General features: G+C 28.1%; 25 protein-coding genes and 1 pseudogene. 3 read left to right on the top strand and 23 right to left on the bottom strand.

The genetic code is table 11. From position 1 onward, the window contains the following. Positions 1–24: 24 nt before the first annotated feature. The 20 genes from ylqF to pta form a co-directional block, all read right to left on the bottom strand. Positions 25–870, bottom strand: coding sequence for a ribosome biogenesis GTPase YlqF (ylqF, locus tag CKV72_RS05130; RefSeq protein WP_089864142.1), 846 nt, complete (start codon positions 868–870; stop codon positions 25–27). Positions 871–890: 20 nt separating this feature from the next. Then, positions 891–1415, bottom strand: a complete 525-nt coding sequence (gene lepB / locus CKV72_RS05125; protein WP_095177670.1) for a signal peptidase I — start codon at positions 1413–1415, stop codon at positions 891–893. A gap of 53 nt (positions 1416–1468) precedes the next feature. After that, entirely contained in the window at positions 1469–1816 is a 348-nt protein-coding gene (gene rplS / locus CKV72_RS05120) for a 50S ribosomal protein L19 (RefSeq protein ID WP_095177669.1), read from the bottom strand. Positions 1817–1940: 124 nt separating this feature from the next. Further along, the gene (gene trmD / locus CKV72_RS05115) at positions 1941–2657 is read right to left on the bottom strand and encodes a tRNA (guanosine(37)-N1)-methyltransferase TrmD (RefSeq protein ID WP_089864137.1); all 717 of its coding nucleotides are present in this window, start codon (positions 2655–2657) and stop codon (positions 1941–1943) included. After that, positions 2642–3136: a ribosome maturation factor RimM gene (rimM, locus tag CKV72_RS05110; RefSeq protein WP_089864135.1), complete on the bottom strand. Its 495-nt coding sequence runs from the start codon at positions 3134–3136 to the stop codon at positions 2642–2644. The genes trmD and rimM overlap by 16 nt, the downstream gene beginning before the upstream one ends. Positions 3137–3193: 57 nt before the next feature. Then, complete coding sequence (locus CKV72_RS05105; protein WP_023438136.1) at positions 3194–3421, bottom strand: KH domain-containing protein; 228 nt, start codon at positions 3419–3421, stop codon at positions 3194–3196. Positions 3422–3437: 16 nt separating this feature from the next. Continuing rightward, positions 3438–3695, bottom strand: coding sequence for a 30S ribosomal protein S16 (rpsP, locus tag CKV72_RS05100; RefSeq protein ID WP_089864133.1), 258 nt, complete (start codon positions 3693–3695; stop codon positions 3438–3440). 39 nt (positions 3696–3734) lie between these two features. After that, entirely contained in the window at positions 3735–5090 is a 1356-nt protein-coding gene (gene ffh / locus CKV72_RS05095; protein WP_089864132.1) for a signal recognition particle protein, read from the bottom strand. A gap of 2 nt (positions 5091–5092) precedes the next feature. Beyond that, positions 5093–5446, bottom strand: coding sequence for a putative DNA-binding protein (locus CKV72_RS05090; protein ID WP_095177668.1), 354 nt, complete (start codon positions 5444–5446; stop codon positions 5093–5095). A gap of 292 nt (positions 5447–5738) precedes the next feature. After that, on the bottom strand, positions 5739–6650 hold the full coding sequence (gene ftsY, locus CKV72_RS05085; RefSeq protein WP_095177667.1) for a signal recognition particle-docking protein FtsY: 912 nt from the start codon (positions 6648–6650) through the stop codon (positions 5739–5741). 24 nt (positions 6651–6674) lie between these two features. After that, on the bottom strand, positions 6675–10235 hold the full coding sequence (smc, locus tag CKV72_RS05080) for a chromosome segregation protein SMC (RefSeq protein WP_095177666.1): 3561 nt from the start codon (positions 10233–10235) through the stop codon (positions 6675–6677). 281 nt (positions 10236–10516) lie between these two features. Further along, positions 10517–10777, bottom strand: coding sequence for a stage V sporulation protein S (locus tag CKV72_RS05075; protein ID WP_089864123.1), 261 nt, complete (start codon positions 10775–10777; stop codon positions 10517–10519). A 117-nt stretch (positions 10778–10894) separates the two neighbouring features. Next, positions 10895–11950, bottom strand: coding sequence for an elongator complex protein 3 (locus tag CKV72_RS05070; protein WP_089864121.1), 1056 nt, complete (start codon positions 11948–11950; stop codon positions 10895–10897). Further along, on the bottom strand, positions 11943–12650 hold the full coding sequence (gene rnc / locus CKV72_RS05065; protein ID WP_089864119.1) for a ribonuclease III: 708 nt from the start codon (positions 12648–12650) through the stop codon (positions 11943–11945). The genes CKV72_RS05070 and rnc overlap by 8 nt, the downstream gene beginning before the upstream one ends. A gap of 122 nt (positions 12651–12772) precedes the next feature. Then, positions 12773–13006, bottom strand: coding sequence for an acyl carrier protein (gene acpP / locus CKV72_RS05060; protein WP_089864116.1), 234 nt, complete (start codon positions 13004–13006; stop codon positions 12773–12775). 83 nt (positions 13007–13089) lie between these two features. After that, positions 13090–14085, bottom strand: coding sequence for a phosphate acyltransferase PlsX (gene plsX, locus CKV72_RS05055; RefSeq protein ID WP_095177665.1), 996 nt, complete (start codon positions 14083–14085; stop codon positions 13090–13092). Between the two features lie 251 nt (positions 14086–14336). Next, the gene (rpmF, locus tag CKV72_RS05050; RefSeq protein WP_089864111.1) at positions 14337–14519 is read right to left on the bottom strand and encodes a 50S ribosomal protein L32; all 183 of its coding nucleotides are present in this window, start codon (positions 14517–14519) and stop codon (positions 14337–14339) included. Positions 14520–14532: 13 nt separating this feature from the next. Then, entirely contained in the window at positions 14533–15036 is a 504-nt protein-coding gene (locus CKV72_RS05045) for a YceD family protein (protein ID WP_095177664.1), read from the bottom strand. A 76-nt stretch (positions 15037–15112) separates the two neighbouring features. Further along, positions 15113–16315 carry an acetate kinase gene (locus CKV72_RS05040; RefSeq protein WP_095177663.1) on the bottom strand — a complete coding sequence of 401 codons (1203 nt, stop codon included), beginning with the start codon at positions 16313–16315 and terminating at the stop codon, positions 15113–15115. 55 nt (positions 16316–16370) lie between these two features. Then, positions 16371–17369: a phosphate acetyltransferase gene (pta, locus tag CKV72_RS05035; protein ID WP_095177662.1), complete on the bottom strand. Its 999-nt coding sequence runs from the start codon at positions 17367–17369 to the stop codon at positions 16371–16373. Positions 17370–17664: 295 nt separating this feature from the next. Between pta and CKV72_RS05030 the strand changes: the two genes are divergently transcribed. The 3 genes and pseudogenes from CKV72_RS05030 (at position 17665) to ylbJ (ending at position 20473) form a co-directional block, all read left to right on the top strand. Next, on the top strand, positions 17665–18879 hold the full coding sequence (locus CKV72_RS05030) for a nucleotidyltransferase (RefSeq protein WP_089864102.1): 1215 nt from the start codon (positions 17665–17667) through the stop codon (positions 18877–18879). 124 nt (positions 18880–19003) lie between these two features. Next, a pseudogene (locus CKV72_RS12575) lies at positions 19004–19174 on the top strand (DUF2238 domain-containing protein); the annotation flags it as partial. A gap of 150 nt (positions 19175–19324) precedes the next feature. Continuing rightward, positions 19325–20473: a sporulation integral membrane protein YlbJ gene (ylbJ, locus tag CKV72_RS05020; protein WP_095177661.1), complete on the top strand. Its 1149-nt coding sequence runs from the start codon at positions 19325–19327 to the stop codon at positions 20471–20473. On the opposite strand, the gene CKV72_RS05015 is transcribed toward ylbJ, so the two are convergent. Genes CKV72_RS05015 through rsmD form a run of 3 tightly spaced genes read right to left on the bottom strand, consistent with a single transcriptional unit; the run spans position 20474 to position 22054 of the window. Then, positions 20474–21001, bottom strand: coding sequence for an ATPase (locus CKV72_RS05015; RefSeq protein ID WP_089864098.1), 528 nt, complete (start codon positions 20999–21001; stop codon positions 20474–20476). An 11-nt stretch (positions 21002–21012) separates the two neighbouring features. Then, positions 21013–21495 (bottom strand): pantetheine-phosphate adenylyltransferase, encoded by a 483-nt coding sequence (coaD, locus tag CKV72_RS05010; RefSeq protein WP_089864096.1) that lies wholly within the window; start codon positions 21493–21495, stop codon positions 21013–21015. 1 nt (position 21496) lies between these two features. Then, the gene (gene rsmD / locus CKV72_RS05005; RefSeq protein WP_089864094.1) at positions 21497–22054 is read right to left on the bottom strand and encodes a 16S rRNA (guanine(966)-N(2))-methyltransferase RsmD; all 558 of its coding nucleotides are present in this window, start codon (positions 22052–22054) and stop codon (positions 21497–21499) included. Between the last annotated feature and the right edge of the window lie 60 nt (positions 22055–22114).

The following is a 22114-nucleotide window of genomic DNA, read 5'->3' as shown; positions in this document are numbered from 1 at the left end:
CTTTCCATATCGTTATCCCCTCATCTATTCTGGTTTTTCTAAAGATATTCTTCCTAGTTTTCCACCTCTAAATTCATCTAGGATCATTGTAGCTACTCTATTATAATCTACTTCTCCTCTTGCTAATATAGCCCCTCTTTTTCTTGCTATATTCTCCATATTATCTAAAGGAATTTCCTCTAGTTCATCTAATTTATATCTTTGTTTTAGATTTTCAGCATAATCCTCTGACAATCTTTCTATAAGCTTTAAAGCAAGGGTTTCTATATCCATAATTTCATCCTTTATAGCTCCTGTAAAAGCTAAGTTTAATCCAACTTTTTCATCTTGAAATTTAGGCCAAAGTATACCTGGAGTATCCATAAGCTCTACACCTATTTTTGTTTTTATCCATTGTCTACTTTTAGTAACCCCTGGTCTATCCCCAGTCTTTGCTATACTGCTTTTAGCCATTCTATTTATAAAAGTTGATTTTCCAACATTAGGTATACCTACTACCATAACTCTATTTACTATATTCTTTAAACCTTTAGCTCTTAACTTTTCATTTTTATCTTCTAAGAGTTCATCTATAGCATTCTTTATTTTCTTCATTCCTGAATCTTTTAAACTATTTATTGATATAACTTTTATATTTTCTCCAGATAAAGCCTTTATCCATTCATTAGTTATTTTTTCTTCTGCTAAATCACTTTTATTTAACAATACAATTCTAGGCTTATTTCCGCATATACTTTCTATATCAGGATTAGCACTGGCTCTTACTATTCTGGCATCCCTGATCTCTATAATTGCATCTATCATTTTTAAATTTTCTTTTAATTCTCTTCTAGTCTTAGCCATATGGCCAGGAAACCAGTTTATATCCATTATTGATCTTCCTTTCAAAGTTAATTTGTTATAACAGATAATATACCCCACTTTTTAAAAGGATATATTCTTAATGTAGCTTTTCCTACTACCATATTTAGCTTTACAAATCCTACCCTTTCGTCTCTACTATCCAAACTATTATTTCTATTATCGCCCATTACAAAAATAGTTCCTTCTGGTATAGTTACTTCAGGGAAGTCCTCCATTTTGTGTTCAAAAATAAAGTCTTCATTTTTTGCTTCATTATTTACATAAACTGTATCATTTTCAATTCTAATTTTGTCTCCACCAGTAGCTATAACTCTTTTTATAAACTTCTCCTTTGGATTTTTAGGATATTTTATAACCACTATATCGCCTTTTTGTGGTTTCCTAAAATAATATGTTACTTTTTCAACTATTAATCTATCCTTGTCATTTAAAGTAGGATACATAGAATGACCATCTACACTTACTGTTTCAAATATAAATGTAATTATAAAAAAAGCTGCAATAATTGCTATTAAAATAGATTTTCCTAATTCTATTAATTCTTTTACCATTATATATCACCATCCCAATATGCAAAAAAGGGACTCTTAAAAGCCCCATTTTTTTAGCGTCTACTTTCTTTTACTTTTGCAGCCTTACCAACTCTATCTCTTAAATAGAATAGCTTAGCTCTTCTTACTTTACCTTTTCTTACAATTTCAATTTTTGCTACTGTAGGAGCATTAACTGGAAATGTTCTTTCTACACCTACTCCATAAGCAAGTCTTCTAACTGTAAAGGTTTCTCTTAATCCACCATTTTGTCTCTTAATTACAGTACCTTCAAATACTTGTATTCTTTCTCTTGTACCTTCTTTAATTTTAACGTGTACTTTTACAGTATCTCCTACTTTGAAATTTGGTAAATCAGTTCTAATTTGTTCTGCTTCTATAGCTTTTATTACATCTAACATTGTGCATTCCCTCCTAATCGTTATTTGACGTTCATGCTTTATTTAATTACAATAAACAGAGGACCGCCCGTACTAGCACGAAAATAATTTTACCACATGTGTATGTATTTTTCAATACAAACTTTTATTCATTAGACAAGAGTTTTTCATCTTCTTGTGTAAGATTATACTTTTTAAATAAATCTGGTCTTCTTTCCTTTGTTAGCTTTAAGGACATAGTCCTTCTCCATTTTCTTATATTCTCATGATGACCAGATAATAATACTTTTGGAACCTTTTTTCCCCTAAAATCCTCTGGTCTAGTATAATGGGGGTATTCTAAAAGTCCTTCGTAAAAGGATTCTTCCATAAAGCTTTCACTTTTTCCTAAAACCCCTGGTATGAGTCTACAAATACTGTCTATTATAGGGATACAAGCCATTTCTCCTCCAGTAAGAATAAAGTCACCCAATGAAATCTCTAAATCTATATAATCATAACATCTTTCATCTATGCCTTCATAATGTCCACATAAAAATATTAATTCATCTTCATTAGACAATTTCTTAGCCATTTCATGATTAAAAGTTTTTCCCCTTGGTCCTAAAAATATAACCTTACCTCTATTGGTTTCTTTTACTTTTTTTAAGGAGTCCACTATAGGCTGTGGAGTCATCACCATTCCTGCTCCACCACCATAGGGATAATCATCTACTTTTTTGTGTTTATCCTCAGTAAATTCTCTTATATTTATAGTATTTATATCAATTATATTCTTTTCTATAGCTTTTCCTATTATACTGTGGTTAAATACATTGAACATTTCAGGAAAAAGAGTTAATATGTCTATTCTAAAAGCCATGTCTTTACAGGTTTTATTATTATCTCTTTATTTTCTATATCTATTTTAACCACAATAGTTTTTAAAACAGGAATTAATAGCTCTTTTTTCCCTTCTACCCAGTACACATCATTATTTTTAGTTTGTATAACCTCTTTTACTTTACCAAGATGATTTCCCTCTTCATCTAGGACATTACATCCTATAACGTCAGCTACATAATATCTACCTTCTGGAAGCTCTACTGCATCCTCTCTTGCAACTTCTATATATTTATTTCTATATTTATTGGCAACTTCAATACTATCTATGCCTTCTACTTTTAAAGCCACTTTGTCATTTAAAAACTTGCAGCCTTCTACTTTTTTTTCTTCTCCATTTATATAAACTCTTTTTAAGTCTTTAAATCTCTCTATATTATCCGTTTGTGGATTTATTTTTAGCTCTCCTTTTAATCCGTGGGTATTTATAATAAGACCTATTTTAAGAAATTGTTCCATAACTTTACCTCTTTTCAAAAAAGAGCTAGGTTTACACCCTAACTCTCTTCTAAATAATTATATTATTTCTACAACAACTCTTTTATTTTCTTTAATTGCTGCTGCTTTAACTACAGTTCTAATAGCTTTTGCTATTCTTCCCTGTTTTCCTATTACTTTTCCCATATCTTCTTGAGCAACTTTTAATTCAAGTATTATGGATTGCTCTCCAGCAATTTCATTAACTTGAACCATATCCGGGTTATCTACTAAGGCTTTTGCTATAATTTCTACTAATTCTTTCATGCACTACACCCCCGTATTACTTAACAAGCTTTTCATTGATACCAGTCTTTACAAAAAGCTTTTTAACTACATCTGTAGGTTGAGCACCATTTTTCACCCAATTAATTGCTTTTTCTTCGTCTATTTTAACTGTAACTGGTTCAGTTGTTGGATTATAGTATCCTATTTCTTCTATGAATCTTCCGTTTCTTGGAGATCTAGAATCAGCTACAATTACTCTGTAGAAAGGAGCTTTTTTAGCACCCATTCTTTTTAATCTTATTTTAACTGCCATTTTACTTTTCACCTCCTTTAAATAGAATAAATTATTATATTAAAATGGAAACTTTCCAAAAAGACCTTTCTTTTTCTTAAATCCTTTTTGTATTCCATTCATTTGCTTCATCATTTTTCTCATGCTTTCAAAATCTTTTAAAATTTTGTTTACTTGTTGTACTGTAGTACCAGAACCCTTAGCAATTCTTTTTTTTCTTGTGGAAGAACCACTTACTAAGGAAGGGTTTTTTCTTTCTTTTACTGTCATAGAATTTATAATTGATTCTATTTTTTTAAGTTCCTTTTCTCCCTTATCAAAGTCAATACCTTTGAGTTCTTTACTATTAGCACCTGGTAGCATTTCTACTAATTTATTTAATGGTCCTAATTTTTTCATTTGTTGCATTGCAGAAAGGAAATCCTCTAGGTTAAACTCTTGATTCATTATCCTACTGCCTATTTTTTCAGCCTCATCTTTGTCAATTTCTTGTTGAGCTTTCTCAATAAGACTTAATACATCCCCCATACCTAGAATCCTCGATGCCATTCTATCAGGATGGAACACTTCTAGGTCATTCATTTTTTCTCCAATACCTACAAACTTTATAGGTTTTCCTGTCATTGCTTTAATTGATAATGCTGCACCACCTCTGGTGTCTCCATCAAGCTTTGTTAGGATAACTCCACTTATATCTAGTTGTTCATTAAAGCTTTTTGCTACATTTACAGCATCTTGTCCTGTCATAGAATCTACTACCAATAAAACCTCACTAGGTTCTATAGTTTCTTTAATAGCCTTTAACTCATCCATTAGATTTTCATCTACATGAAGTCGTCCTGCTGTATCTATGATTATAGTATTTAAATTATTTTCTTTTGCATGTTTTATTGCAGCCTTAGATATATCCACAGGATTTGTTTTATCGCCTAGTGTAAATACTGGAATATCAATTTGACTTCCTACCACCTGCAATTGTTTTATTGCAGCAGGTCTATATATATCACAAGCTACTAATAAAGGTTTTTTGTTCTTTTTTCTAAGTTGTAAAGCAAGTTTACCTGCCATGGTAGTTTTACCCGCACCTTGAAGCCCTACTAACATTATTATTGTAGGTTTATTAGCTTCAAATTTTAGTTCACTTTCCTTACTCCCCATAAGTTCTACTAATTCATCTTTTACGATTTTAACTACTTGTTGTCCTGGAGTAAGACTCTCTAAAACCTCTTCACCATTACTTTTTTCACTGACATTTTTAACAAAATCTTTAACTATTTTGTAATTAACATCTGCTTCTAAAAGAGCTAATTTAACTTCCCTCATAGCTTCTTTTATATCTTTTTCAGAAAGTTTCCCCTTACCTCTAAGTTTTTTAAAGGTTTCTTGCAATTTAGAGGCTAACCCATCAAATGCCATATCTAACCTCCTAAACTATTATTTAATTCATTATTTAATTCTTCTATTAGCTTCTGTAGTTTTTCTTCCTTACAGTTTTCTTTTAAATAGTCTAGTTTATTTAACATATCTTTTTTAACTTTTATGTTATTTATATGCTTATCCATAAGTTTTAATTTTTCTTCATAGCCTTTAAGAAGTTTACCACATCTTTTTATTATATCATGAACTGCCTGCCTACTGGTTTTAGTATGTTCAGATATTTCTGCTAAAGAAAAATCCTCATTACAATATAAATTCATAATACTTCTTTGCTTATCTGTAAGTAAAATTCCATAAAAGTCTAACAACATTGACATTTCTATTTTTTCTTCCATGAAACCTACTCCTTTAACTGAACAAAATACATATTATCAGAAAAAAAAAAGGCTGTCAAGTACTTTTACTTAACAGACCACCTTTTTTTTAAATTAATAATGAATAAGGAACAATGAATAATTATTGATATTTTTTCTCCATTATCATTACGAAAAAATTTTAATTTTATAAAACCTTAATGTTTAGCGATGTTCAGCGAAGCTAAACGAGCCTTCAATCAAAATTAAAATTTTTCAGAGCACAGCGAAGAAAAATATCCATAATTGTTCATTATTCATTGTTACTTGTTCATTAAAACAGGGCTTCTACAAATTCTCTTGAATTAAAATCTTGAAGATCATCTATTCCTTCCCCAACTCCTATTAATTTAACAGGTATATCCAACTGATGTTTTATAGATATTACTATTCCACCTTTAGCAGTACCATCTAATTTAGTTAATATTAGTCCATCTACATTGCAAACTTGAGTAAACTGTTTTGCTTGTTGAAGTGCATTTTGTCCTGTTGTAGCATCTAAAACTAAATAAGTTTTTTTATTTGCTTCACCATATTCTCTTTCAATTATTCTATTAATTTTTGAAAGTTCATCCATTAAATTTTTCTTATTATGAAGTCTGCCTGCTGTATCACATATTAATACATCTGTTTTTCTTGCCTTAGCTGCTTGTATACTGTCAAATATAACTGCTGCAGGATCTGATCCTTCCTTTTGTCTTATCAAATCTACACCTGCTCTTTGACTCCATATTTCTAACTGTTCTATTGCAGCTGCTCTAAACGTATCTCCAGCAGCCATTAACACTTTATGCCCATTGTTTTTTAATTTGTAAGACATTTTTCCTATAGAAGTTGTCTTTCCTACTCCATTTACACCAATTACTAAAATTATTTCCGGTATTTTTTCTGGTTCTATGGAATTTTCTTCATCTCCTAACATCTCAATAATAACCTCTTTTAAACAAGGTATAACTTCCTTTGGATCCTTTATTTTATTTTCCTTTATTTTCTCTCTTAGATTATCTATTATATCTAGAGATGTTTCTACACCTATATCCGATGTAATAAGAATTTCTTCTAATTCTTCAAATAGGTCTTCATCTATATTTACATATAAATTAAGCATAGAACTTATTTTATCTGTAAAATTATCCTTTGTTTTTGTTAATCCTTCTTTTAATTTACCAAAAAAACCTCCAAACATTAAAAATGCCTCCCTTATTTAATATCAGTCTTTAAAATCTAAAGAAACAACTTTTGATACTCCTTTTTCTTCCATGGTTATACCATACAAAGCATCACTAACTTCCATACTACCTTTTCTATGGGTTATTATTATAAATTGTATATTATTTGAAAATGCCTTTAAAAATTCTGCATATCTTGCTACGTTAGCATCGTCTAGAGCCGCTTCTATTTCATCCAATATGCAAAATGGTGTAGGTTTCATCTTTAATATAGCAAATAACAAAGCTATAGCTGACAATACCTTTTCTCCACCAGACATAAGATTTATATTTTGAAGTTTTTTACCTGGTGGTTGAACTGTAATATCAATATCTCCATTCAATTCATCATCAGAACTTAAAATTAAGTCTGCATTGCCTCCTTTGAATAACTCCTTAAAAGTTTCATCAAAGTTTTTTCTTAACTTTTGAAAATTTTCTTTGAATATAATTTTCATTTTACTAGTCATTTCATCTATTAATTCAATTATCTCAGCTTTTGCATTAATAAGATCCTCTTTTTGAGATGTCATAAAATCATATTTTTCTTTAGTATCTTCATATTCTTGTATAGCTCCAACATTTACTGTTCCCAATTTATTTATCTCTAATTTTATATCTTTTATACAATTTCTATATTCATTTAAATTGTCTATAGGCTTTTTATATTTTAAAGCATCTTCATATGAATTTATATCGTACTCCATAATCTTATTATATAAACTTTCTTTTTGAGTTTGAAGTTTTGTTTTACTTATATCATACTTATGAAAAACTTCTTCCTTTTTACCCTTTATATCAATTATGTTTTCCTCTTCACCTTGTATCTTATTTTTTTCTTCTTTAAGATTTAATAGCTGTATTTCTTCTTCTTTAAAATTCTCCTCTATTAAGCTTAAATCTTTTTCTAGTTTTTCAGTTAAATTTTTCTTTAAATTTAAATCTTTTATGTAATTTTGTAATTTAACTTTAGAAGTTTTAAGTCTTTCATCATCTTCTTTAGATTTATTTTTTAAATTCTCTAGTTCCTTATTTACTCTTTCTACTTCTTTTAAATCATTTGATATAATTTCTTCTATTTGGGCTTTTTCTATTCTTTTTAAAGTTAGTTGTTCTTTTAATTTATTCAGATTTTCCTCTTTATCAGCTAACTGATTTTCTAATACATTTATTTTATTTTTATTATGATTTTGCTTTCCTTCAAAAACAGTTAACTCATATTTACTATTTTCTTCTTCATTTTTATACTCTTCTAATTGTTTATTTAGATTTTCTTTTTCTTTTTTTAATATAATTATTTTTTCTTTTAATTTTATATTTTCATTTTCTATGCTATGTAATTTTTCAGTTAGTTTAGTTATTTCTATATCCTCAAAATATATTTCATCCTTTAAATTTAAACAACTTTCTTCTAGAACAGTTAATTTATTTTGATCCTTTTGAATTAAATCCATTTCTAATTTTATTTTATTTTCTATTTCCTTTATTTTATTTTTTATTTCTTTTATTTCTCTTTTTCTACCTATAACATTAGAGTTTTTCCCTTGATATACACTTCCTCCTGTTAAGGCTCCCCCTGCATTTATAATTTCTCCTGCAAGGGTAACTATTTTATATTTATATCTTAACTTTTTTGCTATATTTAAAGCTTTGTCCATATCTTCACATATTATAGTTCTTCCCAAAATGTGTTTTATAATTTGAGAAAATTCTTCCCTATAATTAATGAGATCACAAGCAATTCCTATGTAACCTGGAGTACTTTTTATATCATTTGATAATTCTATAGAATTTCCCTTAATAATGTTTAAAGGTAAAAATGTAGCTCTTCCTAGTTTATTTGCTTTTAAATAATTTATAAGTTCTTTTGCTACGTTTTCATCCTTAGTTATTATATTTGAAATAGCTCCTCCTAAAGCTATTTCCATACACACTTCATATTCTTTTTTTACATCTATAACTTCTCCAACTACAAAAGAATTATTCAAAGCATTTTGAATATGCCCCTTTTGTATGGCTTTCATTAGATTTTTAACAGACTTATTATACCCTTCATATTCTTTTTCTAGATTATTTAAAAACTGATAATTGCCCATTAATTTATTAAAGTTTATATTTAAATCTTTTAATTCTCTATTTCTTCTAGTTAAACTGGAATTTATTTTAGCTATTTCTTTTTTATTTTCTTTTATTTCATTTTCATGTTTTTCTTTTTTTATATTCCTTGCATTTACATTTTCCTTTAAAGCTTCTACAGTCGTAATATTTATTTTTATGGAGTTCATATAGCTTTCATAATTTTCTTTAAGATTCATTAATTTATCCTTTATAGCTTTTATATTGTTATCAACTAAATTCATCTTATTTCTTAAATTGGATATTTCACTTAAATATTGTATATGATCCTCTTTACACTTTTTTAACTCTAAATCCTTATTTTTAAATTCCTCATTTAACTTTTTTATATGCTCTTCTTTTTTTGTAAAATCTAATAATAATTCTTCCAAAATTCTTTTATTATTAGAAAATTTATCTTCAGCTATTTTTTTTAATTTGCACATTTCTTCTAACTTTAAGTTATTGTTCTTTATTTCATTAGATATATTTTCTATAAAGTCATTTAAATTATTTATTCTTTCTTTTAGTATATGTAATTCGTTTTTCAAATTGGAATATTCTTCTTTTTTATTATAATATCCTTTTTTATTGTCCTCTATTCTTCCTTCTAATTTATCTATTTCTAAGGATAAATTCTTTATATTATCTTTATAATTATTCTTTTTTAGTTCTAAACTTTCTATTTCATTTTGTATTTCTTTTATCTTTTCATTTATTTGGTTAACTTTATTATTTAATTCTTCTATGGAATATAAAATTATATTTATTTCTTTTTCTTTTAAATCATTGCTTAGGCTTAAAAATTCTTTAGCTTTTTTACTTTCTTTTTCTAAAGGTTCTAGTCTTTCCATATAAGTTGAGGTTATATCCTGTATTCTTATAATATTTTCCTCTGTTTTTTCAAGTTTTCTTTCTGCTTCTTCTTTTCTTTTTTTAAATTTTACTATACCTGCTGCTTCTTCTAGAAGACCTCTTCTTTCTTCTGGTTTTCCACTTAATATAGCATCTATTTTACCTTGCCCTATTATAGAATACCCTTCTTTTCCTATACCTGTATCCATAAATAATTCCTGAATGTCTTTTAGCCTACACTTAGTATTATTTATCAAATATTCACTTTCTCCAGATCTATAAATAATTCTTGAAATCATTATATCTGAATAATCTAAGGGCAACTCAGATTTACTATTGTCTAAAGTTAGGGAAACCTTTGCAAGTCCTACTGGTTTTCTAAATTGAGTTCCTGCAAAAATTACATCTTCCATTTTCCCTCCCCTTAAACTTTTTATACTCTGTTCTCCTAATACCCATCTTATTGCATCAGATATATTGCTTTTACCACTACCATTTGGTCCAACTATAGCAGTAATACCCTTTTGAAAATTTATCTCTGTCTTATTAGCAAAAGATTTAAAACCTCTTATTTCAAGTGATTTTAAAAACATATATACAACTCCCTATCTAGTAAAAATCATAGGCAATATACTAACTAAAAAAGATATAAGTAAAAAATAAACCATATATTTTTTCATTTTCTCTCTTTGTCTCTTTTTCATCATGATTCACCTCTTAATAAGTATTCACAACAATATAGTTTATATTATAAATCTAATTTTAGCAATGCACAATTTTTAAACTTTGTTAGATATTTACTAAATAAAAGGTTCATTTCAAAATTTTGAAATGAACCTTTTTTAACCTTTTGTTTGATTAACAATTTTAATTATTATCTTGGTTCTACAATAAATTTAATTGCAGTTCTTTCCTCTCCTTCTATACTTACTTCTGAAAAAGCTGGTATAACCACTAAATCCACACCATTTGGTGCTACAAATCCTCTAGTTATGGCAATAGCTTTTATTGCTTGATTTACAGCTCCTGCACCTACTGCTTGAACTTCTGCAATATTCTTCTCCTTTATAGCCGCAGCTAATGCTCCCGCTACTGATTTTGGTTCTGATTTAGCTGACACTTTTAATGTTTCCATAAATAATTCCTCCCATACCACTATAAATAATTAATTTGATCTTTTATTTTATATATTCATTTACACCCTTTATTAATTATTCTATATATTAGTTAAATATCCTTCTTTATACTCTTTTTAGCATTTTTTATGTATCGGCAAAACATTATAAATTTCATCATATTTTATACCTATTGATTTTTCACCTAAAGAAGAATTTTGTATTACTTTAATATTATTTAGCTTTAATTTATTTAATGTGTCGTTAAATAATTGTTTTTTATTTGAATATAATTTTGATATATTTTTGGGACTTATTTCTATTTCAATTTTCTTATAATCTTTATCCTTTAAATAATCTAAAATTCTTTCATTTATAATCTTGCTTTCCACTAATTCTCTAAAAGCTGGATGAAAAGGTCCTGCTACTAATTCTCCACCTTCATTTATTTCTTCTGTAGGTTGTAGTCCTATTCTTATTACTTCTATATTATTTTTAGTAAATATATTATATAATTCTTTGCTGATTTCAACTGCTTCTTCTAATGTATAAGGTTTATAAATTCCTTGTTCATACATTTTTTCCATAGGAGTATTTTTAATTACAAGTGCTGGATATATTCTACATATTTTAGGCTTCATTTCTACAACCTTTAAGGCAGTTTTTATATCCTTTTCAAAAGTATCTCCAGGTAATCCTAACATCACTTGGTGACCTAAAGTAAATCCATATTCATGTATTAATTTAGAAGCTTTTCTTACATGTTCTTCACTATGTCCCCTAGCAGATCTTTTTAAAACTTCTTCATCAAGAGATTGAACTCCTAATTCTATAATATCTACTTTATATTCCTTTAGATTTGTTAATATAAAATCATCTATATAATCTGGTCTTGTTGATAATCTTATAAAATCTATAAGACCTTTTTCTTTGTATTCTCTTGCCACTTTTAGAAGTCTTCTTTGTTTATTTATATCTATTGCTGTAAAACTTCCCCCAAAAAAAGATACCTCTATTACAGTTTCTTCAGTTCTATTTATAGTTTCTAAATATGCCTTTATAGTATTCTTTGTGTATTTAGCATCTATTACTTCACTTATTCCCGTTATGGAATTCTGATTACAAAATACACAATTATGAACACATCCTTCATGGGGAACAAAAATTGGAATTATATAATGTTTTTTACTCATGATTTTTAGTCTCCTCCATATTTTCTATGGCTTTTTTAGCAGCATTTTGTTCTGATTCTTTTTTGCTATAACCCACACCATTGCCTAATACATGTTCTTTTATTTTTACTTCTGTATAAAATTTTCTTCTATGTGGCGGTCCCTCATATTTTATTAAAACATAGTCTATTTGTATATCTCCATCTTTTTGAATTATTTCCTGTAATTTAGTTTTATAATCCATTACTATTTCATCTTTCATTGCTTTTTCAATTATACTATAAAAATTTTGCAATATAAAATCACGGACTATATCAATACCTTTATCTAAGTATATAGAAGCTATTAAAGCCTCCACACTATCTGCTAAAATAGAAATTCTTTCCCTTCCTCCAGTTAACTCTTCTCCTTTACTCATCTTTATATATTCTCCTAATTCTAAAGTTTTAGCAATGCTAAATAGAGAATTTTCACACACAATTAAGGCTCTCTTTTTTGAAAGTTCCCCTTCTGTTTTATCTTTATAGTGCATAAATAAATATTCTGTTATAACTAACTGAAGTACAGAATCACCTAAAAATTCTAACCTTTCATTATATTTTATTTTCTTTTTTTCATTTGCATAGGAACTATGAGTTAAGGCTATATGTAATAATTTCGGATTCTTAAAATTTATTCCTATTTTATCTTGAAGATCTTTTAAATCTACATTTTTATTCATAATCTAAAACTCCTTTTAAATAAAGAAGTTTATTGCTCAATTTGCTAGGCTTAACAAATTCAACAATAAACTTATACTTTTAAAATAAATTTAAAGCCCCGTTTATCTACGGGACTTATATTTTAATCTTCAACATGATTTCTTAAATATTCCACAACATCTCCCACTGTAGCTACCTTTTCAGCATCTTCGTCTGCTATTTCTAGGTCGAATTCAGTTTCTAGGGCCATAATTAACTCTACTACGTCTAAAGAGTCAGCTCCTAAATCGTCTACAAATGAAGATTCCATTTTTATTTCTTCTGGATCTACACCTAATTGTTCTGAAATTATATCTCTAACCTTATCAAGTATCATATATTTCACCTCCCTACAAACTTATAATTAGATAATATTACATATTGTTATTACCGTCAAGAATCTAAAGAAAAAACCTTTAATTATTCACTATCAATAAGTTCTTCTTTTATATTATTAATAATATTGCCATTATGAAATTTTATACATTGTTTTATAGCATTTTTAAAAGCTTTTCTATCTGAGGAGCCATGTGCTTTTACGCAAATGCCTTCTACACCAATGAAAGCTGCACCGCCATATTCTTTATAATCAAATTTCTTTTTTATGTTTTTAAAAGACGGTTTTAATAAAGCTCCTCCTATTTTACCTTGAAAACTACTCATTATTTCTTCTTTTAAAATTTCAAATACATTCTGAACTACACCTTCATAGGTTTTTAAAATCGTATTACCTGTAAATCCATCACATACCAATATATTTACATCTCCTGTTGGTATATCTCTAGGTTCCACATTGCCTATGAAGTTTAAATTTGAATTCTTTAATAATTTATATGTTTCTTTTGTTAATTCTGTTCCTTTTTCTTCTTCTACACCTATGTTAACCAATCCTATGGTAGGATTTTTCACATTTAATATTTTTTCAAAATATATTTTGCCCATTAGTGCAAATTGCAATAAATTTTTAGGCTTACACTCTGCATTTGCTCCTACATCTATAACCATAAAAGGAGCATTCTTTCCTGGCATTACAGGTGCTAATGCAGGTCTATCTATGCCCTTTATTCTACCCACTATAAATAAAGAACCTGCCATAAAAGCTCCAGTACTGCCTGCAGAAATTATACCTTCTACTTTCTTTTGTTTTACCAATTGCAAGCCTTTATTAAGACTAGAATCTTTCTTTCTTCTTATTGCCATAACTGGTGAGTCATTAGGAGATATAACTTCTCTAGCATCTAAAATTTCTATTCTAGCTTTATCATAATTATGTGCTTCTAATTCCTTTTTTATTAATTCTTCTTTTCCTGTGATCACTATATGTAAATCTTTATTTTCATTAAGAGCATCTACACAACCAGCCACTACTTCCTTGGGCGCAAAATCTCCACCCATGCCATCTACAGCTATTTTCATACCTACACCTTCCCTTCATAAGGTGCATAACACCTTATAATGAATAATAAATAGTGAATAACTATAGATAACTATTCACTATTATCTATTAACTAATGTAAATTGTATCATAAATATTATTTTTATACGACCATATTAACTATAAATCATGTTTGTACATAAAAAAATAAAAGAAAGTCCAAAGACTTTCTTTTTATTCTTTAACAATTTAACATTCTACCATATTGGTAGAATGTTATTGTCTAGATTTATTACGCTTCGCTAGCTACAACTTCTTTTCCTTTATAATGTCCACAGTTTTTACAAACTCTGTGAGCAAGCTTCATTTCATGGCATTGAGGACATTCTGTTATACCAGGAGCACTCATTTTATAATTTTGAGCTCTTCTTGAATCTCTTCTAGCTTTTGAAGTTTTTCTCTTTGGATTTGCCACTACAAACACCTCCTTAGTTAGATGCAAAGAAATCTTTTAATTTTGCCATCCTTGGATCAATATTATCATCTTTTTCACAATTACATTTGTTATAATTGAGATTTGTTCCACATTTAGGACATAAACCCTTACAATCTTCTTTACAAAGTTTTTTCACCGGCAAAATTGTTATAATATTATTTTCTATGACTTCCATTATATCAATAATATTATTCTCAATAAAGATGTCAAATCCATCTTTATCGGCTTCATTTGCAGTAAAAGTTTCTCTAACTTTTACTTCCATGTCTTTTTTTATGTTATCTAAACATCTTGAACAGCTTAACTCAATTTTTGTATCAAAAAGCCCTTCAAGTACTAATGTATTTTCAACATTAGTTATACTACCCTTAAAGTGGATAGGTGCTAAAAACTTAATAATTTCGCCACTATGTTCAAACTCAGTTGATTTAATGGTTACGTCAATGTCCTCTTTAGCTATTTCTTTTTTTAATAGCCTTGATACATCTATTTTCATAAAACTCACCTCAATGCTTAGCCACAATTTATTATATAAAGACAGGAATTAAAAGTCAAGATTTATTTAAATTTTCCTATTTTAATTTGCTAGTAATTTCATTAGTATCTCTTGCTATCATAAGCTCTTCATCTGTTGGTATTACAAAAACTTTTACCTTGGAATTGTCTTCACTTATAACTTTGGCAAATCCTCTTCCTTCGTTATTCTTCTTTTGATCTATGTTTATTCCTAAGAATTCTAAGTTTTTGCATATTTCTTCTCTACTTTCTGCAGAGTTTTCTCCAAGTCCTGCTGTAAATACAACACAGTCCACTCCACCCATAGCTGCAGCATAAGAACCTATAAACCTTCTAACTTTATAGTGGAAAACATCTAATGCAAGTTTCGCTCTATGATCTCCTTTTTCAGCGGCTTCTTCTATATCTCTAAAGTCACTACTTACTCCAGATATTCCATATACACCAGATTTTTTATTTAAAATATCATTTACTTCATCTAAACTTAAATTTAGCTCTTTCATTAAAAATGGTAATATAGCTGGATCTATATTTCCTGATCTTGTTCCCATAGCTATACCTTCAAGTGGTGTAAATCCCATACTAGTTTCAACAGACTTACCATTTTCCACGGCACAAATACTTGCACCATTTCCAAGATGGCAAGTTATTATTTTTAAATCTTCTATGTTTTTACCCATTAACTCTGCTGCTTTTTTAGATACATATCTATGTGATGTTCCATGGAATCCATATTTTCTTACTCCATATTTTTTATATAGTTCATATGGTAATGGATATATATAAGCATATTCTGGTATAGTTTGATGGAAAGCTGTATCAAATACTGCAACCATTGGAGTATTTGGCATTAAAGCTTTACATGCATTTATACCTATAATATTTGGTGGATTGTGTAGTGGAGCTAGTTTTATGCATTCTTCTAAAGATTTCATTACATCTTCATCTATTAATACAGAATTTGCATATTTTTCTCCTCCATGAACAACTCTATGTCCAACTGCTGATATATCTGCCATATCATCTATAACACCGTGTTCTTTGTCTGTTAAGGCGTCTAGAACTAATTTTATAGCATCTTTATGATCTTTCATGGCTTCTTCTATTACATATTTTTCGTCATTAACCTTATGTGTTAAAATAGAACCTTCCATTCCTATTCTTTCTACAAGTCCTTTAGCTAAAACTTCCTCGTTAGTCATATTGATAAATTGATATTTAAGAGATGAACTACCACAATTTATTACTAAAATTTTCAATTTGAAATCTCCTTCCAATTTAAAACTTAATATATTTTTAATGGCGAACTGCCTTTTATTGATTTTGTGCTTGAACTACAGTAACAGCTACAACATTTACTATATCATCTGAAGTACAACCTCTTGATAAATCATTTATTGGTTTAGCAAAACCTTGAGTTATAGGTCCTATAGCTTCTGCATTAGCAAATCTTTGAACTAATTTATATCCTATATTTCCTGCTTGTAAATCAGGGAATACTAAAACATTTGCCTTTCCTGCAACTTCACTGTTTGGTGCTTTTAAATCTGCAACGGATTTTACTATAGCAGCATCTAATTGTAATTCCCCATCTATTTTTAAATCAGGTCTTTTTTCTTTTGCAAGTTTAGTTGCATTTACGACTTTATCTACTAATTCATGACTAGCACTTCCTTGAGTTGAAAAGGATAACAATGCTACTTTAGGATCTAATCCACATAAATTTTTAGCTGTTTCTGCTGTGGATATAGCAATTGATGCCAAATCTTCTGATGTTGGATTTGGGTTTACTGCACAATCTGCAAATAGTAAAAGCCCTTCATTTCCAAATTTAGAATCTGGAACCATCATTATAAATGAACTAGATACTACTGATGCTCCAGGTGCTGTTTTAACTATTTGAAGTCCTGGTCTTAAAAGATCTCCTGTAGTATGTATTGCACCAGATACCATACCATCAACATCATTTTTTTGAACCATCATTGTTCCAAAATATAGTGGATCTTTAATTATTTTTTCTGCCTTTTCAAGAGTTACTCCCTTATGCTTTCTAAGTTCATAAAGTGCTTTAGCATAATCTGCTGTCTTATCTGAATTTTCAGGGTCTACTATTTCTGCACCCTCAACACTTACTCCTAATTTATTTGCCATTTCCTTAATCTTTTCAGCATTTCCTACTAAAACTACATCAGCTATAGCATTTTTTATTATTTTGCTACAAGCCTCAATATTTCTTTCTTCTTCACCTTCTGGTAAAACAATTTTCTTTTTATTGGCCTTTGCTTTAGCCCAAATCTCTTCCATTAACTTCATGTATGTATTATCTCCCTTCACATTTCACATTAGTGATTTGTTTGTGGGTCATATTATACCCATATAATAATATAAGGCTTTTTCCACATAAATTTCAAGTGCTGTTATAAAAATAGATTGCTATTTTTATAACATATAGTATATATCATTGGATACAATATGCATTTATAGCATATACCAATGTATAAAGATGTTAAAATAATATCAATGTTTATATGTTAATTAATATATTGTATAATATTTTTGACAATTAAAAGAATTTTAAACAATTATTTATACTAAAGGAGGAATATTTTTGAATATAACTGGTGTAATAGTTGAATATAATCCCTTTCATAATGGACATTTATATCATTTAAATAAAACCAAAGAGATAACTAATTGCGATGGAATTATAGCAGTAATGAGCGGTCACTTTGTACAAAGAGGAAGTCCTGCTATATTAGATAAGTGGACTAGAGCAAAATTAGCTACATTAAATGGGGTAGATTTAGTTTTAGAACTTCCTACTATATATAGTACTTCCTCCGCCGAATTTTTTGCCTATGGAGCTGTATCTCTTTTAGAAGGTATAAATGTAGTAAATAATATATGTTTTGGTAGTGAATTAGGTGATATAGATTTTATTTTAAAAGTTTCAAAAATTCTACATGAAGAACCTGAGAGTTTTAAAGAAGATTTAAAAAATTTTGTAGACAAGGGTATGTCCTTTCCAAATGCTCGTGAAAAAGCATTAATAAACTTTATGAGTACAGAAAGTAATAATTTTAACTTTAACAATCTTTTATGTTTATCAAATAACATACTGGCTATAGAATACTGTAAAAATTTATTTAGAATTAACAGTAATATTAAACCCTTTACAATAAAACGTGAAGGTTCTTATTACAATTCATTGTATTTAAGTGAAAAACTTCCTAGTGCTACAGCTATAAGAACTCATTTAGAAAATAATAAAGATTTAGATAAATTAGTAAAATCAGTGCCTGAATACCTATTAAATGTTCTCAAAAAATTTCAAAATGAACAATATAAATTTCCTTTTGAAGAGGATATGTTTCCATATATAAAATATAAATATTTTTCAAACAATAAATCTATTGAAAACCTTCCTGATGTTTCAGAAGGCCTGCACAATAGGATATATAAAGCCTTAGATACATCAAATTCGTTAACCGAAGCAATAGATATGATAAAAACCAAAAGATACACTCATACCAGGATAAAACGAATTCTATGTCAGTATTTTTTAGGAATGGATATGATAAATAGTGATGAATTGAGAAGAAAACCATGTCCCTATGCCAGAATATTAAGTTTTAACAAAAAAGGCAGGGAGATTTTAAAGCTCATGAAGAAAAATTCTAATATACCAATTATAAATAAAATACCTAAAAAAATAGATAGTACTCTTAATTTAGATATAAATGCCACTAAATGCTATAGTCTTTTAAATAAAAAAGTAAATCCCTTAGACGACTTCTTAAAAAATCCAGTTTTAAATGAATAAATTGGAGGGATAAATTGGAGGGACGGTTAATGTAATTTTGCCACTTTTATGATAAAATTGCATTAACCGTCCCCAATTTTTCCCTAACTCTTCCCCAATTTTATCCATAACCTTATTTAACTAATTAACTGAATTTGCAGTAGCAGAATTTACAGGCACAGCTGCAGAAGCCTTTTTAGGAACTCAAGGAGATATATGGGATACCCAGTGGGACATGCTTTTTGCATTAATAGGTTCTATAGTAGCTATACTTACTCTTTCAAAATATCATAATAAGCAGTTAATTAAAAAATAGTGTACATTATCTTTCATATCATAACATGAAATACTATCAAGTACTCTGACACTATTCTTTGTTAGTTGTTTAGCAAAGTTAATCTAGAAGAATAATTTCAAAAACTCTCCATATATATTGTAATATAGCAATTTATTTAAGAGGTTAATTTTGATATTTATAGTATATTTCATTATTTTTTTATTATCAATTGCATTGATTTATTATATTAAAGATATATCTTATATACTAACTTTTATATGCACATTACTTATATTATTTTTTATTTTAAATCCACTAAAATGTATTGATAGTTGCTTACAGGGAATAAATTTATTTTTTTATAAGGTGTTCCCTTCTCTTTTTCCTTTTTTAGTTATATCAAATTTAATATTGTATTCAAATGGAGTAGGTATATATTCTAAGCTATTTGGGAAAACACTATGCCATCCACTTAAACTTCCAACCCAATGTAGTTTCCCATTAATAGTAAGTGCATTATGTGGTTATCCATTAGGAGCAAAATATTCTTGTGATCTATATGAGGAAGGACTTATAGATTTCAATACCTGTAGCCGACTTTTAAATATAGCTTCAAATGCAAGTCCACTTTTTATAGTGGGTACACTAGGAGCATCTATGCTTAAAGATAAAACTTTAGGATATATTTTTTTAGCATCCAGCTATTTATCTTGCTTTACCATGGGGATTATAATGCCTAATAAATCTAAAATTAAAGATTATTATTCTAATAAAAAAGGGTCATCTTTTGATATGGGGACTACTTTAAAAAACTCTATAGAAAATGCTATAAAAACTTCAACTTTAGTAGGGGGCTTTGTAACTTTATTTTTTATACTTAATGAAATAATAAAAAATAGCATTATATTTAATGCTATTTCAAATTTTACGTATAATTTGTTTAAAATTCCTAATGAATTAACTAAAGGTTTTATACTTGGAATTTTAGAAATTACTAATGGATGTAATTTAATTTCTTCATCTTGTATATCTTTAGATATAAAAATATTAGTATTGGGTTTTTTATTAGGTTTTAGCGGCATATGCATAATATGGCAATGTAACTCTTTTATGACCAGACTAAAATTCTCTACAAAATACTATGTTAAACACAAAATAATTCAAGGCATATTTTGTAGTATATATTCACTATTACTTTATAAATATATCTATAAAAAGAGTCCTACTTTTGTGTTTATTAATTCCACACCAATTGGGAATAAATCTATTTTTATTGTACTGCTTTTACTTTTATTACCTTTCATTGTATTTAAATATAATGAAATAAAAATAAAATAATTACTTATTCATTTGTTCTAATTCTTTTAAATTATTTTGTAAAATTTTTGTTGTGTCTTTAAAATCATTTTCAAGAGAATGGACAAAGCCCTCCATTTCCTCTTTTATATTGTGCATTAATTTTTCTCTATATATTAATACATCTTTTTCCAAAGAAGAAATTACATCATAGGCATAGTCACGTGCTCCTTGCCTAATAGATTTTGCATCTTCTTCAGCAGAGCTTATTATATCTTTAGCTATAATTTCGGCTTCTTTTGTTACATTATGTTCGCTTACCCTTTCACGAAATATTTCTAAGCTTTCCTTTTGGAGTCTTTCCCTTTCTCTTTCTCCTTCTTCTATTATTTTCTCTTTCCTATCACATATACATTGCGCTTTTTTTATTTCAGCTGGTAGTTCATTTATTATTTTATCTATTACCTCTAATACTTCTTTTTTATCTACAACCACTCTTCCTGTCATAGGAACTTTAGAAGAAGTTTCTATTATATCCTGTAGATACTCTAATAATTTTATTACATCCATTAAATCACCTTCTATTTATTATTTAGTTTTTTAAATATATCCTCTATTATTTCATCAGGCACAAGACCTTTTATACATCCTCCAAACATAGCTACCTGTTTCACTGATGAAGAGCTTAAATATGAATATTGAGCACAAGTCATCATAAATAAAGTTTCTATATCTGGATTTAATTTTTTATTCATAAGAGCCATTTGAAATTCGTATTCAAAGTCTGACATAGCTCTTAATCCTTTTATAATAACCTTTATATTTTCTTCATTCATAAAGTCCACTAAAAGTCCACTAAAGCTTCTAACTTCAACGTTAGGTATATCCTTTACTACTCTTGATATTAATTTTTCTCTTTCTTCTATTGTAAACAATCCTTTTTTATCTGGATTTACTAAAATTCCTACTACTACTTTATCAAAAACTTGGGAAGCTCTTTTTATTATATCTAAATGTCCATTAGTTATAGGGTCAAAACTTCCTGGATACACGGCAATATTCATTTTAATCCTCCTTATATTTATAAAAGCATACTGTGGTATTTCCATACTTTTTACTTCTTACTAATTTAATATGCTCACTACCTTGAAAAATTTCCTCTTTTGAATCAATTTTTATGGCTATTATACCATCTTTTTTCAAAAGATCATATTCATCTATTTTTTCTATAGCTGGCGGTACCATATTTCTCAAGTATGGAGGATCAATAAATATTATATCAAATTCCTCTCCTTTTTCCTTTAAAAAAGTTAATGCATCGTAGGAATCCATATTAATGCATTTGCATTTATCTTGAAAACCAAGATTTTTAACATTAGTTTCTAACAAACTATAAGTTTGAGGAAATCTGTCTATAAGATAACATTCACAAGCCCCTCTACTTACAGCCTCTAATCCTAAACTTCCTGTACCTGCAAATAGATCTAAGGTTTTTGCTCCATAAACATATACTTGTATTATATTAAATATGTTCTCCTTAACTCTATCAAGAGTAGGCCTTGTATTCATACCTTCTGGCGGTAGAATTTTTCTTCCCTTTGCGCTACCCGCTATTATTCTCATCTTTTTCCTCCTGTCTTTAACTATGTAGTTTTTGTTATAATTTTATCATATTTATTATTT

The organism is Clostridium cochlearium (genome assembly GCF_900187165.1).
Taxonomy (GTDB): Bacteria; Bacillota; Clostridia; order Clostridiales; family Clostridiaceae; genus Clostridium_G; species Clostridium_G cochlearium.
This window is presented reverse-complemented; position numbering and strand designations above follow the sequence as displayed.